The sequence below is a fragment of the Pseudomonas sp. MWU16-30316 genome (assembly GCF_020515645.1).
In the GTDB taxonomy this organism is placed as follows: domain Bacteria; phylum Pseudomonadota; class Gammaproteobacteria; order Pseudomonadales; family Pseudomonadaceae; genus Aquipseudomonas; species Aquipseudomonas cerasi.
The window spans coordinates 16,057-29,196 of record NZ_JAIZAZ010000009.1 but is presented as its reverse complement, the minus strand read 5'-3'; the positions used below and the strand labels follow the sequence as shown (position 1 = coordinate 29,196).

Below are 13,140 nucleotides of genomic sequence, written 5' to 3'. Positions count from 1 at the left end.
GATGCACAAGTCCAACTGACTATCGTGTCGACGTTATACACAAATCCAAATGACTATCGTGCCGACGCTTCGCGTCGGCATGCAGTTCTGGACGCTTTGCGTCCTTTTTGTGACGCAGAGCGTTACGAACGGCATTCCCACGCGGAGCGTGGGAACGATGGTCATAACCATGAGAGGGACAAATCAGCCGCGGTGACGGCCGCGGAAGTAGTTGATCAGACCTTGGGTCGATGCATCGTCAGCCGGCTCTTCGGTGCCGCCGGTCAGGCGCTGGTAGACCGCCTTGCCCATTTCCTTGCCCAGCTCCACACCCCATTGGTCAAAGGCGTTGGTGCCCCAGATCACGCTCTGCACGAACACCTTGTGTTCGTACATGGCCACCAGCGCGCCAAGACGACGCGGGCTGATGCGCTCGACCACCAGCGTATTACTCGGACGGTTGCCGGGGATGACCTTGTGCGGTGCCAGCTTCTGCACCTCTTGCTCATCCATACCCTTCTCGCGCAGTTCTGTTTCGGCTTCTGCGCGGGTCTTGCCCATCATCAGTGCCTGGCTTTGCGACAGGCAGTTGGCGTACAGCCACTGGTGATGGTCGGCAACCGGGTTGAAGCTGACGATCGGCACAATGAAGTCGGCCGGAATCATCTGCGTGCCCTGGTGCAGCAACTGGTGGTAAGCGTGCTGACCATTGGCGCCCACGCCACCCCAGATCACCGGCCCGGTATCGGTCGACGTCGGCGTACCGTCCTGACGGACGCTCTTGCCGTTGGATTCCATGTCCAGTTGTTGCAAGTGCTTGGTGATGTTACGCAGATAGTGATCGTACGGCAGGATCGCGTGGCTTTGTGCGCCCCAGAAATTGCCGTACCAGACGCCCAGCAAGCCCAGCAACACCGGCATGTTCTGCTCGAACGGCGCGCTCTGGAAATGCTGGTCCATGGTGTAGGCACCGGACAGCAGTTCCTTGAAGTTGGACATGCCGATGGCCAGCGCGATAGGCAGACCGATGGCCGACCACAGCGAATAGCGACCGCCGACCCAGTCCCACATCGGGAAGATGTTTTCTTCACGGATGCCGAAGGCCACGGCCGCCGCGTTGTTGCTGGACACCGCGATGAAGTGGCGATGCAGTTCGACTTCCGAGCCGCCCTGCGCCAGGTACCAGGCACGTGCAGCCTGAGCGTTTTTCAGGGTTTCCAGCGTGTTGAAGGATTTCGACGAGACGATGAACAGCGTGGTCTCGGCACGAATCTTCATCGACAACTCGTGAAACTCGCTGCCGTCGATGTTGGCCAGGTAATGGCAGCGGACACCCTTGTGCGCGTAGGCCACCAGCGCTTCGGAGACCAGCTCCGGACCGAGGAACGAGCCGCCGATGCCGATGTTCACCACGTCGGTAATCGGTTTTTCGGTGTAACCGCGCCACAGGCCGTCATGGATGCGGCCGACCAGTTCGGTCATCTGATTGAGTACGCGGTGTACGTCCGGCATCACATCGACGCCGTTGACTTTCAACTTGTCGCCGACCGGACGGCGCAGAGCGGTGTGCAGAGCAGGGCGGCCTTCGGATGAGTTGACCAGCTCGCCGTCATACTGAGCCTTGATCGCCTCCTTGAGGCCCACTTCGCCAGCCAGGCTGACCAACAGGTCGCGGGTCTCGGTGGTGATCAGGTTTTTGGAATAATCGAGAAACAGGCCAGCGCTGCTGAGGGTGAATTGGCTGAAGCGCTGCGGGTCGGTGTTGAACGCTTCGCGCATGCTGAAATTCTGCATGGCCTGGCGGTGTTTGCTCAACGCTTGCCAAGCGGGCAGAGCGGTCACATCGGAAGGAGTGCGGTAGTACGCCATCGCTGCGGGTTTCCTTTAACTGGTTCTGTCTTTGGATATTCTTGGAGCGAGGTCGCAAGCTTTCTCACGGGCTACACATCGCAGACTACCCTTCGCGTACCTGTTTGTCTGCGCCTCGCCTTACATGACCCCGGTACTTTTTCGCACACAGGCAACCGGGGTTTTGTCTCGAATACTGTCGGCTGTGGTCCAGGCAACCTGTACCGGTATGGCATTACCGGTGTGTCTTAGTTCATTGCCTGCGCACATCCTGTCAGCTTCTGGTCAGGTGCAGGTTATCGATCAAGCGGGTTTTGCCCAGGAATGCCGCTGCGAGGATGACCAGGTCGCGATTCTCGGCAGTCGTCGGACGCAGGCTGGTGGCATCGCGTATCTCCAGATAGTCGACGCGAAAACCGGCGGCCTCCAGTTGCTGCCTCTTGCTCGCCAGCAGCGCATCGAAATCCTGCTCGCCTGCCCTGATCGCGTCGGCGGTCTGGCGAATCGCCTGATACAGCGCGGGTGCCGCGGCGCGCTGATCGTCGCTCAGATAACCGTTGCGCGAGGACAGCGCCAGGCCATCGTCGGCACGTACCGTCGGCTCGCCGATGATCTGGATCGGCATGTTCAGATCACGGACCATGGCCCGAATCACGGCCAGTTGCTGGAAGTCTTTTTCACCAAAGATCGCCAGGTCAGGCTGCACCATGTTGAACAGCTTGCTGACCACGGTCGCGACACCTTCGAAATGGCCGGGGCGGCTGGCGCCACACAGGCCTTGCGACAGGTGCGGCACGCTGACCAGTGTCTGGTCGGCCATGCCGTGCGGGTACATTTCCTCCACGCTTGGCGTGAACAGCAGGTTGCAGCCGGCCTGCAGGAGTTTTTCCTGATCGGCAGCCAGCGTGCGAGGGTAGGTGGCCAGGTCTTCGTTGGGACCGAACTGCAGCGGATTGACGAAAATGGTAGCGACCACGAAATCGGCACGCTGCGCCGCCTTGGTGACCAGCGCGGCGTGGCCGCTGTGCAGGTTGCCCATCGTCGGGGTCAGCGCGATGCGCTTGCCTTCGCTGCGTGCCCGCGCAACAGCGGCGCGCAGGTCCTGTACGGTTTTTACTGTGTTCATGCCGAGAATCCGTGTTCAGTGGCCGGAAAGCTGACGTCTTTGACTGCGGCCACGTAGGCCCGGATAGCCGACTGGATGTCGGGCTGGCCGGTCATGAAATTTTTCACGAACTTGGGCACGCGCCCGGTGATGGACAGGCCGAGCATGTCGTGCAGCACCAGGACCTGACCGTCGGTAGCGCTGCCTGCGCCAATGCCGATGACCGGGACCTTCACTGCCTGGGTGATTTCCTCAGCCAGTTCGCTGGGTACGCACTCCAGCAGGATCATCGCTGCGCCCGCCTGTTCCAGCGCGATTGCATCGGCGCGCATCTGCCTGGCCTGCGCCTCCAGCCGACCCTGAACCTTGTAGCCGCCCAGCACGTTGACGGCCTGTGGGGTCAGGCCCATGTGCGCGCACACCGGAATGCCGCGCTCGGCCAGCAAACGGATCGACTCGGCCAGCCATGCAGCGCCTTCGACCTTGATCATGTGTGCGCCCGCCTGCATCAGCGTTGCGCTGTTGATCAGGGTCTGTTCCAGCGTTGCGTTGGCCATGAACGGCAGGTCGGCGAGAATCATCGCGCCCTGGTTGCCGCGTTTCACACAGGCGACGTGGTACGCCGTTTCAGCCGTGGTAACAGGCAGGGTGCTGTCGTGACCCTGCAGGACCATGCCCAGCGAGTCGCCTATCAGCAGCACTTCGACACCCGCCTGGGAGGCCGTGTGGGCGAAAGTTGCGTCGTAGCAGGTCAGCATGGTGATTTTCTCACCCTTCTGCTTCATGGCCAGCAGCGACGTAACGGTTATGTTCGGCATGTAAAGTCCTCCATCAGGCGCTGTGAAGACGGGTGCTCAGCGCGTGAGAGTCATCCTGGAAAAGCAGGCACACCGTCGTATCGCGGTGTTTTGCAAAGGCCTGTTTCGCGCCCGTTCGCCTGTGGTGTGGCGGCGGGAGGCCTATCTTCGTGAGGAGGGGGCGTGAAGTCAATTGAAGGTGTTACTTGTGCGTCCGACCGGTTACACCGGTGCGGTGACAGACAGGCTTCATGCCTCGGCAGGCAGACGCTCAAGACCTGTGAACGGGCATTCATCAAGCAGGCGATTCAGTGGGCGCCCGTCGGCCAGTGTCAGCTCTGGAGCCAGCTCTGCCAGTGGGTACAGCACGAATGCCCTGGCCTGCATGTGGTAATGCGGCACTTTGAGGCGTGGTTCGTCAATCAGACGGTCGCCGAACAGCAGAATATCGAGGTCCAGCGTGCGCGGCCCCCAGCGTTCATGGCGTTCGCGGCCCTGATCCAGCTCAATGGCTTGTAGCGCGTCAAGCAGCGTCAGGGGGGGCAGAGCAGTGTCGATTGCCGCGACGGCATTGGTGAAGCGCGGTTGGCCTGGCAGTAGCGAGTCGCTGATATAGAAGGACGACACGCCGCTCAAGTGACAATCGGGCAACTGCGAAATGGCTTTGAGGGCGCTGCGCAATTGTTCGGCCGGGTCAGCCAGGTTGCTGCCCAGACCGATATACACGCGTTCAGTGGCCAACAGCGGTTCACTCACCGCTTTGCGCCTCGCCCGTGGTGCGCTTGCGTTTGGCGCCGCTGTTACGACGACGCTTGCGCGGGGCTGTGCCCGCCGCTTCAGGCTTGTTGCTCAGGTCGCGAATCATGTCGCGGCGTTCGCTGTCGTTGCAGTCCTGATAATCGGTCCACCACTGGCCCAGACCATCGGTCTGCTCGCCCGCTGTTTCACGCAACAGCAGGAAGTCGTAGCCCGCGCGGAACCGCGAGTTGTCGAGCAGCAGGTCGGCGCGTTTGCCCGAACGGCGCGGCAGGCGCTCCTGCATGTCCCAGATCTCGCGGATCGGCAGGGTGAAGCGCTTGGGAATCGCGATGCGCTGGCATTGCTCGATGATCAGTTCGTGAGCGGCTTCCTGCATCGCTGCAATCGGCGGCATGCCACGTTCCTGGGCGCGCAGCACCTTGGCTGGCAGCGCAGGCCAGAGCAGGGCAGCAAACAGAAACGCCGGCGTGACCGGTTTGTTCTGCTTGATGCGCAGGTCGGTATTGATCAGCGCATTGCTGATCAGCGTATGGGTGTAGGTCGGGTTGTATTCCAGGGCCTTGGAGCTGGCCGGGAACAACGGTTCGAACAGCTCCAGGTCCACCAGCATTTCAAAGGTGGGGGCAGCGTGCCCGGAGAGGAACAGTTTGAGCACTTCTTCGAACAGGCGGGCCGACGGAATGTCACGCAGCATCGGCGCCAGTGCGCGGATCGGTTGAGCGCTGTGCTTCTCGATGCCGAAGTCCAGCTTGGCCGCGAAGCGCACGGCACGCAGCATGCGCACCGGGTCTTCTTTATAACGCTGCTCCGGATCGCCGATCAGGCGGATCAGGCGATTGCGGATGTCATGCACGCCGTTGGCGTAATCCAGAACGCGCTCGCTGACCGGATCGTAGTAAAGCGCGTTGATCGTGAAGTCGCGACGCTGGGCGTCTTCTTCAAGCGTGCCGTATACGTTGTCACGCAGGATGCGTCCGCTTTCATTGCGCGAGGACTGGTTGCTGTCCTCTTCTTCGTCATCCTGAGGATGATTGGCGCGGAATGTCGCCACTTCGATGATTTCGCGACCGAAGTGGATGTGCACCAGCTTGAACCGACGACCGATGATCCGCGCGTTGCGGAATTCGGCACGCACCTGTTCGGGCGTGGCGCTGGTGGCGACGTCGAAATCCTTGGGCGTGATGTTGAGCATCATGTCGCGTACGCAGCCACCGACCAGATAGGCCTGGTAGCCGGCATTCTGCAGGCGCTCGACGATATTCACGGCATAGCGGCTGAACTGACTGCGTTGCAGCGAATGTTGGCTGCTGTTGAGCACTTCAGGCGTGGTGCGCGTGTGTTGCTGCGGTTTGCGCAGTGGGGAACGAAATGACTGGAACAACTTCTTCAGCATGGGATGCACTGTTTGAAGGAATATTCGGCCAAAAACGTGGAATGACCGCATGATGGGCGGGGATTCTAGCATTTAGTCGAGTGATGGTGTAGGAAGCTGTCGCGGAAGGGTAAGCGATGGCGCGGATCAAGGCGGGGAAGCTACTGGGGGAGCCGAAGCTCCCCCAAAGTGTGTGCTCTTTATTATTGTTTTCTGCCTGGGCTTCTTGTTTTTGTTGAGTGCCCATTCACGAGACTTGCGTCTGTGAAACCTCCCAATCGGGAGTCAAGAGCAAACGGATTGCTTTGGTCGCTGCGTTGCAATGATCATTCGATCCAACCAGTTCAGGCGCTACCTAAGGGTAGTTTTTGTTGTTCTCGGCCTGGTTGCGGGGCAAGCCCCCAATACAACTCCTCTCCAAAAGAATCAGTTAGCTGCGCCTCCGCCGTGTTGTTCTTGTTATGCGTGAGTCGATTCGTATTGTTTTTATTATGGGTGTCGTACGGCTTGTTGTTCTTCTTGTACCAAGCACATAGCAGAAGCTGTGCCAACTTTGAACAGACCCCGTAAACCGGGCCTTTGCGGGCGAAAGGCCGTTCGAGTGCGCACAAAAAAGCCGGGCCTGCGTTACCGTAAGACCCGGCTTTTGTTACGTGAAGCGCGTGAGGTAACAGTTTGTCCCCGCCCTGCGCACCGCGTGCCAGAGCCTTGGGCTGATTTTATGTCTCGTTGGCGACGCCCTTGCGACGCGGGATACCCAGACGCTGACGGCGCTCCCACAGACATTTGCGACTGACACCCAGTTTGCGCGCCAGCTCGGTCTCAGTCATATGGTCCTGATGCTCCAGAACGAAGTGCTGAAAATAGTCTTCGAGCGACAGGTCTTCGGCGGGCTCGTTGCCCGTCGAGCCAGAAGAGCCCGGCAACGGCGCCATGCCCATGTATTCGTCGTCATCCAGCCCGTCGAGCTCAATGTCGATACCCAGCAGGTCAGCGGTGATTTCCGGGTTCTCGCACAGAATCACCGAGCGTTCCACGGCGTTTTCCAGCTCGCGTACGTTGCCCGGCCAACTGTAATGGCGGATAGCCTGTTCCGCGTCATGTGCAAATTTGAGGTCGTCGCGCCCGACCTTGCTGCTCTGGCGAGCCAGGAACGCACGGGCGATTTCCAGGATGTCGCTGCCACGTTCCCGCAGCGCCGGGAGTTTCAGGGCGATGACGTGCAAGCGATAGAACAGGTCTTCACGAAACTCGCCATTTTTGGCCAGCGTTTTCAGGTCCCTGTGGGTCGCGGCAATCAGGCGTACGTCGACCTTTTGCGATTGCACCGAGCCGACGCGACGGATTTCGCCCTCTTGCAATACGCGCAACAGGCGAGCCTGCGCTTCCAGCGGCAGTTCGCCGATTTCATCGAGAAACAGCGTGCCACCGTCAGCGGCCTCAACCAGACCTGCACGGCCTGCGCTGGCTCCGGTGAACGCGCCTTTCTCGTGACCGAACAGTTCGGATTCGATCAGCGATTCGGGAATGGCCGCACAGTTGACGGAAATCATCGGCGCCTTGGCGCGGCGTGAGAGATTGTGCAGGGCGCGGGCGACCAGTTCCTTGCCAGTGCCTGATTCCCCTTGAATCAGAACATTGGAATCAGTCGGGGCGACTTTGCGGATCTTGCTGTAGAGATCGAGCATGGGCGGGCATGAGCCGATGATGCCGATCTCGCCATTATGGTTCTGTGCCGGGCCTTTTTCAGCGCTGCTGGTTTTGGCGGTGGCGTTGCGCTCGTCCTGAAGGTGCTTGACCGTCTGTCGATCACGCAGGATCCGCGAGACTGCCTGGAGCATTTCATCGTGATCGAAGGGTTTGGCGATGTAGTCCACCGCGCCCATCTTCATCGAGTCGACCGCCGAGCGCAGGCTCGCGTAACTGGTCATGATCAGCACCGGTTTGCCTTCGCCGAGCTTGATCAGCTCGGTGCCGGGCGCGCCAGGCAGGCGCAGGTCGCTGACGATCAGATCGAACGACGGGATGCTGAAGCGTTCCTGAGCCTCTTGAACGGAGCCGGCTTCACTGACTTCATACTGGTTGCGTTCAAGCAGGCGACGCAGGGCTGAGCGGATAATCGTTTCGTCTTCGACGATCAAAATATGCGGCATTGATTCAGTTCTCTCGACGGTCTCAGTTCGCGGTGGACGTCGCGTCGACATGGCGTGGCAAGGTCACCCTGATTCGGGTTCCACGCTGCTGCTCGGGATCGGCCGGGCTGTCGATAGTGATTTGTCCATAATGCTCTTCAACGATGGAATAGACCAGCGCCAGGCCAAGTCCGGTTCCCTCGCCAGGGTCCTTGGTGGTGAAGAACGGCTCGAACAATCGGTCCATGATTGCCTTTGAAATCCCACTGCCTTCGTCTTCGACGATCAAGTCCACAGTGTGCTCGGATACTTCGCTTCTGACCCTGACTGCACTGCCTGCCGGGGAGGCATCGCGGGCATTGGAGAGCAGATTGATCAACACCTGCGCCAGCCGCTGCGGATCGCCGACAGCCCAGTGCTCAGGGTTGCACAGGTTGTAGAACTGTACTTCGAAATTACGCCGGTTCAGCGCCAGCAGACCAATAGCATCCTGAGCCACCACGGCCAGACAAACGGCTTCGTCGCTATGTTGATGGGCGCCCGCGTGGGCAAAGCTCATCAATGACTGGACGATGCGCGATACGCGCTTGGTCTGCTCGAGGATCTGGCTGCTTATTTCCTTGAGCTCGCCGTCCTCTTCGCGTTCTTCGCGCAGGTTCTGGGCGAGACAGGCAATACCGGTGATCGGATTGCCGATTTCGTGCGCCACACCGGCGGCCAGTCGGCCAATACTTGCCAGACGTTCCGAGTGCACCAGCTTGTCTTCGAGCATTTGCGTGTCGGTCAGGTCTTCGACCAGCACCACCAGGCCGCTGTTGCCCGGCGCCAGGGGCTCGTTAATGGCTGCCTTGTGCAGATTGAGCCAACGGGTCTGGCCGTCCAGACCGAGCTTCTGCTTGTGCAAATGCTCATCGGGCAGGCTGGTAAAACCGGTCAGCAGGCCCTTCCACGGCTCGGCAATGGTTTCCAGTCGCGAACCGACCACGCGCTGGGCGACGATTCCGGTCAGTTCTTCCATGGCCCTGTTCCACATCAGGATCTCCTGATCTTCGGCCAGCGAGCAGACGCCCATCGGCAGTTCCTGAAGGGTCTGGCGGTGGTAGCGGCGCAAGGCATCGAGTTCGGCGGCAAGACCGGTGAGGCGCGAGTGGTAGTCCTCAAGCCGGCTCTCAATGAAATGTATGTCTTCGGTGACGTATTTTTCGTTGCCCGATTTGTACGGCAGAAAGGTTTCCACCATGTCCTGCGCTACGCTGGGGCCCATCAGCCCGGACAGGTTGGCTTCGATGCGGTCGCGCAGGCGGCGCAGGGCATAGGGACGGCGCTCGTCGAACGGCAGGTAGAGATCGCGCAGCGCTTGCTCGACCTCCTTCTGCGCGGCTTTCGCGCCCAGCGGTTTGGCCAGTTGGGTGGCGAACTCCTGCGGCGAGATGGCATGCAGTTCACGGCGTTGCGGGCGGCGTACGTTATCGACCGCGCAGGCCTCGGCAGCCCCGGCTTCTTCAGGGCTGGCATTGGTGAACAGCGAGATCAGGGTGAACAGCAAGACGTTGGCGGCCAGCGAGGCGATGGCTGCCATGTGCCAACTGGTGTCGTCCAGCACATAGATCATGTTCAGCCAGGGAATATAGAAGCCCTGCAGGTTGCCGATCAGCGGCAATAGCATGCTGACCGCCCAGACCGAAATGCCGGCCAGTAGCCCGGCGATGAAGCCGCGCCGGTTGGCGGTCGGCCAGTACAGTACCGACAGCACACCCGGCAGGAATTGCAGGGTCGCAACGAAGGCGACGATGCCCAGATTGGCCAGATCCTGCTGCGCGCCGAGCATCAGATAGAAGCCGTAACCCAAGGCGATGATCGCCACGATCAGTCCGCGTCGCGTCCACTTCAGCCAGCGGTAGATATTGCCCTCGGCGGGTGGCTGATACAGCGGCAGCACCAGGTGATTGAGTGCCATGCCGGACAACGCCAGCGTGGTGACGATGATCAGCCCGCTGGCCGCCGACAGCCCGCCGATATACGCGAGCAGGGCCAGAGACTTGCTGTTGGCGGCGATCCCGATGCCGAGCGTGAAGTATTCCGGGCTGGTGGTGGCGCCGAGCTTGAGACCTGCCCAGAGGATCAGCGGTACTGCGAGGCTGATCAACAGCAGAAACAGCGGCAGACCCCAACTGGCGCTGACCAGCGAGCGCGGGTTGAGGTTTTCCGTGAAGGTCATGTGGTACATGTGCGGCATGACGATGGCCGAGGCGAAGAACACCAGCAGCAGCGTGCGCCACGGGCCTTCCTGCAAAGGCGTGTGCAGCGAGGCGAGGGCGGTCTGGTTCTGCAGCAGCCACAGTTCCAGTTGTTGCGGGCCGTCGAACACGCCATACAAGGCGTACAGACCGACGCCGCCCAGGGCGATCAGCTTGATCAGCGATTCAAAGGCGATGGCGAACACCAGGCCCTCGTGTTTCTCGCGCGTGGCGATGTGCCGTGAGCCAAAGAAAATCGTGAACAGGGTGATCAGTGCGCAGAACGCCACTGCGACCCGGTCCTGCACCGGCTCGCGGGTCAGAATGCCGATGGAGTCGGCGACCGCCTGAATCTGCAAGGCCAGCAGTGGCAGCACGCCGATCAGCATGAATACGGTGGTCAGCGCGCCGGCCCAGGTGCTGCGAAAACGAAAGGCGAACAGATCGGCCAGTGATGACAGCTGGTAGGTACGGGTAATTCTGAGGATCGGGTAAAGCAACACCGGCGCGAGGAGGAAGGCCCCGGACACCCCCAGATAACTGGACAGAAAGCCGTAGCCATACTGATAGGCCAGACCAACCGTGCCATAAAACGCCCAGGCGCTGGCGTAGACACCCAGTGACAGGGTGTAGGTCAGCGGGTGACGAATGATCCAGCGCGGAATCAGACCGTGTTCGCTGACCCAGGCCACACCGAACAGCACCAGCAGGTAGGCGGCGCTGACCAGCAGCATCTGCGTCAGACTAAAGCTCATCGGCATCTCGCTGGCTCTGCAGAATGAACGTCACCACAATCAGGATCAGCCACAACATGTAGGGCCTATACCAGGCACCGGTGGCATCGATCCACCAGTCCATGATGGCTGGAGAGAACAGATAAATGCCGACCACCAGAAGCAAAACCAACCGGTATATGTACATCTGGTCTCCCTGCGCTGGTAGATGAGGAGCGGCATGTTAACGGATGCCGGATAACCTGCAAGTATCCTTGCGTCGCAGTTTGCGGCGACCGCTCTGGATCAGTCTATCCGGGCTTCTTCAATATTGCGCAGTCGGGGTATCAGGTCAGCGTTCCAGTGGCGGATGCCCCAGGCAAGCACTTCCTGCGCGGTGCCATCGCTCATGTGTGCATCGAGCGGTTGCCCCAGTGCTCGCAAGGCCCGAAGCAGCAGCGGCGTCGCCTGGTCGGCCGGCAGTGGCGGGGAACGATAGGACTTGCCCAGCTTGTGACCATCAGGCTGGGTGATCAACGGCACATGCAGGTAGCGCGGTTGGGGCAGGCCCAGCAGTTCCTGCAGGTACAGTTGGCGGGGTGTCGAGTCGAGCAGGTCGGCACCGCGGACGATATCGGTGACGCCTTGCCAGGCGTCGTCAATGACCACGGCCAGTTGATAGGCATACAGACCATCGCGCCTGCGGATCACAAAGTCACCGCTTTCGCGCCCCAGGTGCATTTTGAAGAGGCCCTGAACCCGGTCTTCGAAGCGATATTCCAGCTCCGGTACGCGAATGCGGATGGCGGCGTTTTCCGGAGAATGCCCTGCATTGCGGCAGAAACCCGGATAGACACCCTGAAAGTCTTCAAGCTGTTTGCGCGAGCAGGTGCAGGCGTAGGCCAGGCCATGATTGAACCAGCGCTGGAGGATCTCGGCGTAAGCGTCATGGCGTTCGCTTTGCCGCACCATCTGGCCGTCCCATTCAAAACCGTAGCGCTCAAGCGTCTCGAGAATCCCCGCCTGCGCGCCGGCCACTTCACGCGGCGGGTCGAGATCCTCCATACGCAGCAGCCACTGACCGTTTGCCGCACGCGCATCGAGATAGGAAGCGAGGGCTGCGACCAGCGAGCCAAAGTGCAGGTAACCACTGGGAGTCGGCGCAAAGCGCCCGATATAGGCCGGTTTTTTCATGGGCGGGATGTTACGGGTGACGGGCTTGGGCGGGCAAGTGGAACGCAGTGGGTGGTTATGCAGAGTCTTGTGTCAATGCTCAGCGTTGGCGTGCAGTTCATGACGCTCTGCGTCACACAGCAGTGCCGTCACTAACGTCGCACTCTGCGTCGTCAGTGCCATCGCGATCAAAGAGCGCATGGGAGTCAGTTGGACTGTGGACAGCGATGAGCACGGAGTGGGAACAGGATTCGCCGTCATCGTGCTTTCAACAGGCACAAAAAAAGACGCCGAAGCGTCTTTTCAGTCAAAGGCGGCCCCAAGTCATTTACCGACCTGTTTTTCCTTGATTTCTGCAAGGGTCTTGCAGTCGACGCACTGGTCTGCAGTCGGGCGAGCCTCAAGACGGCGGATGCCGATCTCTACGCCGCAGGATTCGCACCAGCCATATTCTTCGTCCTTGATCAGTTGCAGCGTCTTGTCGATCTTCTTGATCAGCTTGCGTTCGCGATCGCGGGCACGAAGTTCAAGGCTGAACTCTTCTTCCTGACTGGCACGGTCTGCCGGGTCCGGGAAGTTGGCAGCTTCGTCCTTCATATGGTCTACCGTTCGGTCGACCTCTTGCATCAAGTCCTTCTTCCACTTGTTCAGGATCTTGGTGAAGTGCGCGCGCATCGGCTCGCCCATGTACTCTTCACCCTTCGTTTCCACGTAGGGCTCAAAGCCGCTGATTAGATGGTTCTGTTGCTTTTCTGGGGTGGGCATGTCTGGACCGCCTCTCACTCTTCTAATCTATTGCGCAGGATTGTTCCATCACCGACACCCGTCGGCCCTGCAGCTGCAAGCGGGCGAACTTACCAGATCAAATCGGAGTGCGCTACTCCCGGTTGTCGAGCATGACGACGCCGTCTTCTTGTGGAGATGGCCATTTCGCATCTGCCCTCCATCCAAATGAACTCTAGCCGCTGTGCACCGTCGTAGCTTTCTTTTATTCAGCGTTTGGAAACCGGGTTTTTCAGTTCGCA

General features: G+C 60.1%; 10 protein-coding genes. All 10 read right to left on the bottom strand.

Translation table 11 applies throughout. The annotated features are described in order from the left end of the window. Window positions 1–183: 183 nt before the first annotated feature. Entirely contained in the window at window positions 184–1,848 is a 1,665-nt protein-coding gene (pgi, locus tag LCH65_RS23220; RefSeq protein ID WP_003371334.1) for a glucose-6-phosphate isomerase, read from the bottom strand. Window positions 1,849–2,101: 253 nt separating this feature from the next. Further along, window positions 2,102–2,953: a pantoate--beta-alanine ligase gene (gene panC / locus LCH65_RS23215; protein ID WP_096127993.1), complete on the bottom strand. Its 852-nt coding sequence runs from the start codon at window positions 2,951–2,953 to the stop codon at window positions 2,102–2,104. Then, entirely contained in the window at window positions 2,950–3,750 is an 801-nt protein-coding gene (gene panB, locus LCH65_RS23210) for a 3-methyl-2-oxobutanoate hydroxymethyltransferase (protein ID WP_003423024.1), read from the bottom strand. The genes panC and panB overlap by 4 nt, the downstream gene beginning before the upstream one ends. Before the next feature lie 228 nt (window positions 3,751–3,978). Further along, window positions 3,979–4,485 carry a 2-amino-4-hydroxy-6-hydroxymethyldihydropteridine diphosphokinase gene (gene folK, locus LCH65_RS23205; protein ID WP_096107525.1) on the bottom strand — a complete coding sequence of 169 codons (507 nt, stop codon included), beginning with the start codon at window positions 4,483–4,485 and terminating at the stop codon, window positions 3,979–3,981. After that, a complete protein-coding gene (locus tag LCH65_RS23200) occupies window positions 4,478–5,881 on the bottom strand; it encodes a polynucleotide adenylyltransferase PcnB (protein WP_003345072.1) in 1,404 nt (467 codons plus the stop codon). The genes folK and LCH65_RS23200 overlap by 8 nt, the downstream gene beginning before the upstream one ends. 698 nt (window positions 5,882–6,579) lie before the next feature. After that, on the bottom strand, window positions 6,580–8,013 hold the full coding sequence (locus tag LCH65_RS23195; protein ID WP_003430684.1) for a sigma-54 dependent transcriptional regulator: 1,434 nt from the start codon (window positions 8,011–8,013) through the stop codon (window positions 6,580–6,582). Window positions 8,014–8,035: 22 nt separating this feature from the next. Next, window positions 8,036–10,990, bottom strand: coding sequence for a sensor histidine kinase (locus tag LCH65_RS23190; protein WP_096120376.1), 2,955 nt, complete (start codon window positions 10,988–10,990; stop codon window positions 8,036–8,038). Further along, window positions 10,974–11,150, bottom strand: coding sequence for a hypothetical protein (locus LCH65_RS23185; protein ID WP_002552060.1), 177 nt, complete (start codon window positions 11,148–11,150; stop codon window positions 10,974–10,976). Before LCH65_RS23185 ends, LCH65_RS23190 begins: the two co-directional genes overlap by 17 nt. 98 nt (window positions 11,151–11,248) lie before the next feature. Next, window positions 11,249–12,136, bottom strand: coding sequence for a tRNA glutamyl-Q(34) synthetase GluQRS (gluQRS, locus tag LCH65_RS23180; protein ID WP_046719946.1), 888 nt, complete (start codon window positions 12,134–12,136; stop codon window positions 11,249–11,251). A gap of 303 nt (window positions 12,137–12,439) precedes the next feature. Then, entirely contained in the window at window positions 12,440–12,880 is a 441-nt protein-coding gene (dksA, locus tag LCH65_RS23175) for an RNA polymerase-binding protein DksA (protein ID WP_003430674.1), read from the bottom strand. Window positions 12,881–13,140 lie beyond the last annotated feature (260 nt).

Coding starts and splice junctions, on each gene's coding strand:
- pgi (WP_003371334.1), bottom strand. CDS start 1,848: ATGGCGTACTACCGCACTCCTTCCGATGTGACCGCTCTGCCCGCTTGG.
- panC (WP_096127993.1), bottom strand. CDS start 2,953: ATGAACACAGTAAAAACCGTACAGGACCTGCGCGCCGCTGTTGCGCGG.
- panB (WP_003423024.1), bottom strand. CDS start 3,750: ATGCCGAACATAACCGTTACGTCGCTGCTGGCCATGAAGCAGAAGGGT.
- LCH65_RS23200 (WP_003345072.1), bottom strand. CDS start 5,881: ATGCTGAAGAAGTTGTTCCAGTCATTTCGTTCCCCACTGCGCAAACCG.
- LCH65_RS23195 (WP_003430684.1), bottom strand. CDS start 8,013: ATGCCGCATATTTTGATCGTCGAAGACGAAACGATTATCCGCTCAGCC.
- LCH65_RS23190 (WP_096120376.1), bottom strand. CDS start 10,990: ATGCCGATGAGCTTTAGTCTGACGCAGATGCTGCTGGTCAGCGCCGCC.
- LCH65_RS23185 (WP_002552060.1), bottom strand. CDS start 11,150: ATGTACATATACCGGTTGGTTTTGCTTCTGGTGGTCGGCATTTATCTG.
- gluQRS (WP_046719946.1), bottom strand. CDS start 12,136: ATGAAAAAACCGGCCTATATCGGGCGCTTTGCGCCGACTCCCAGTGGT.
- dksA (WP_003430674.1), bottom strand. CDS start 12,880: ATGCCCACCCCAGAAAAGCAACAGAACCATCTAATCAGCGGCTTTGAG.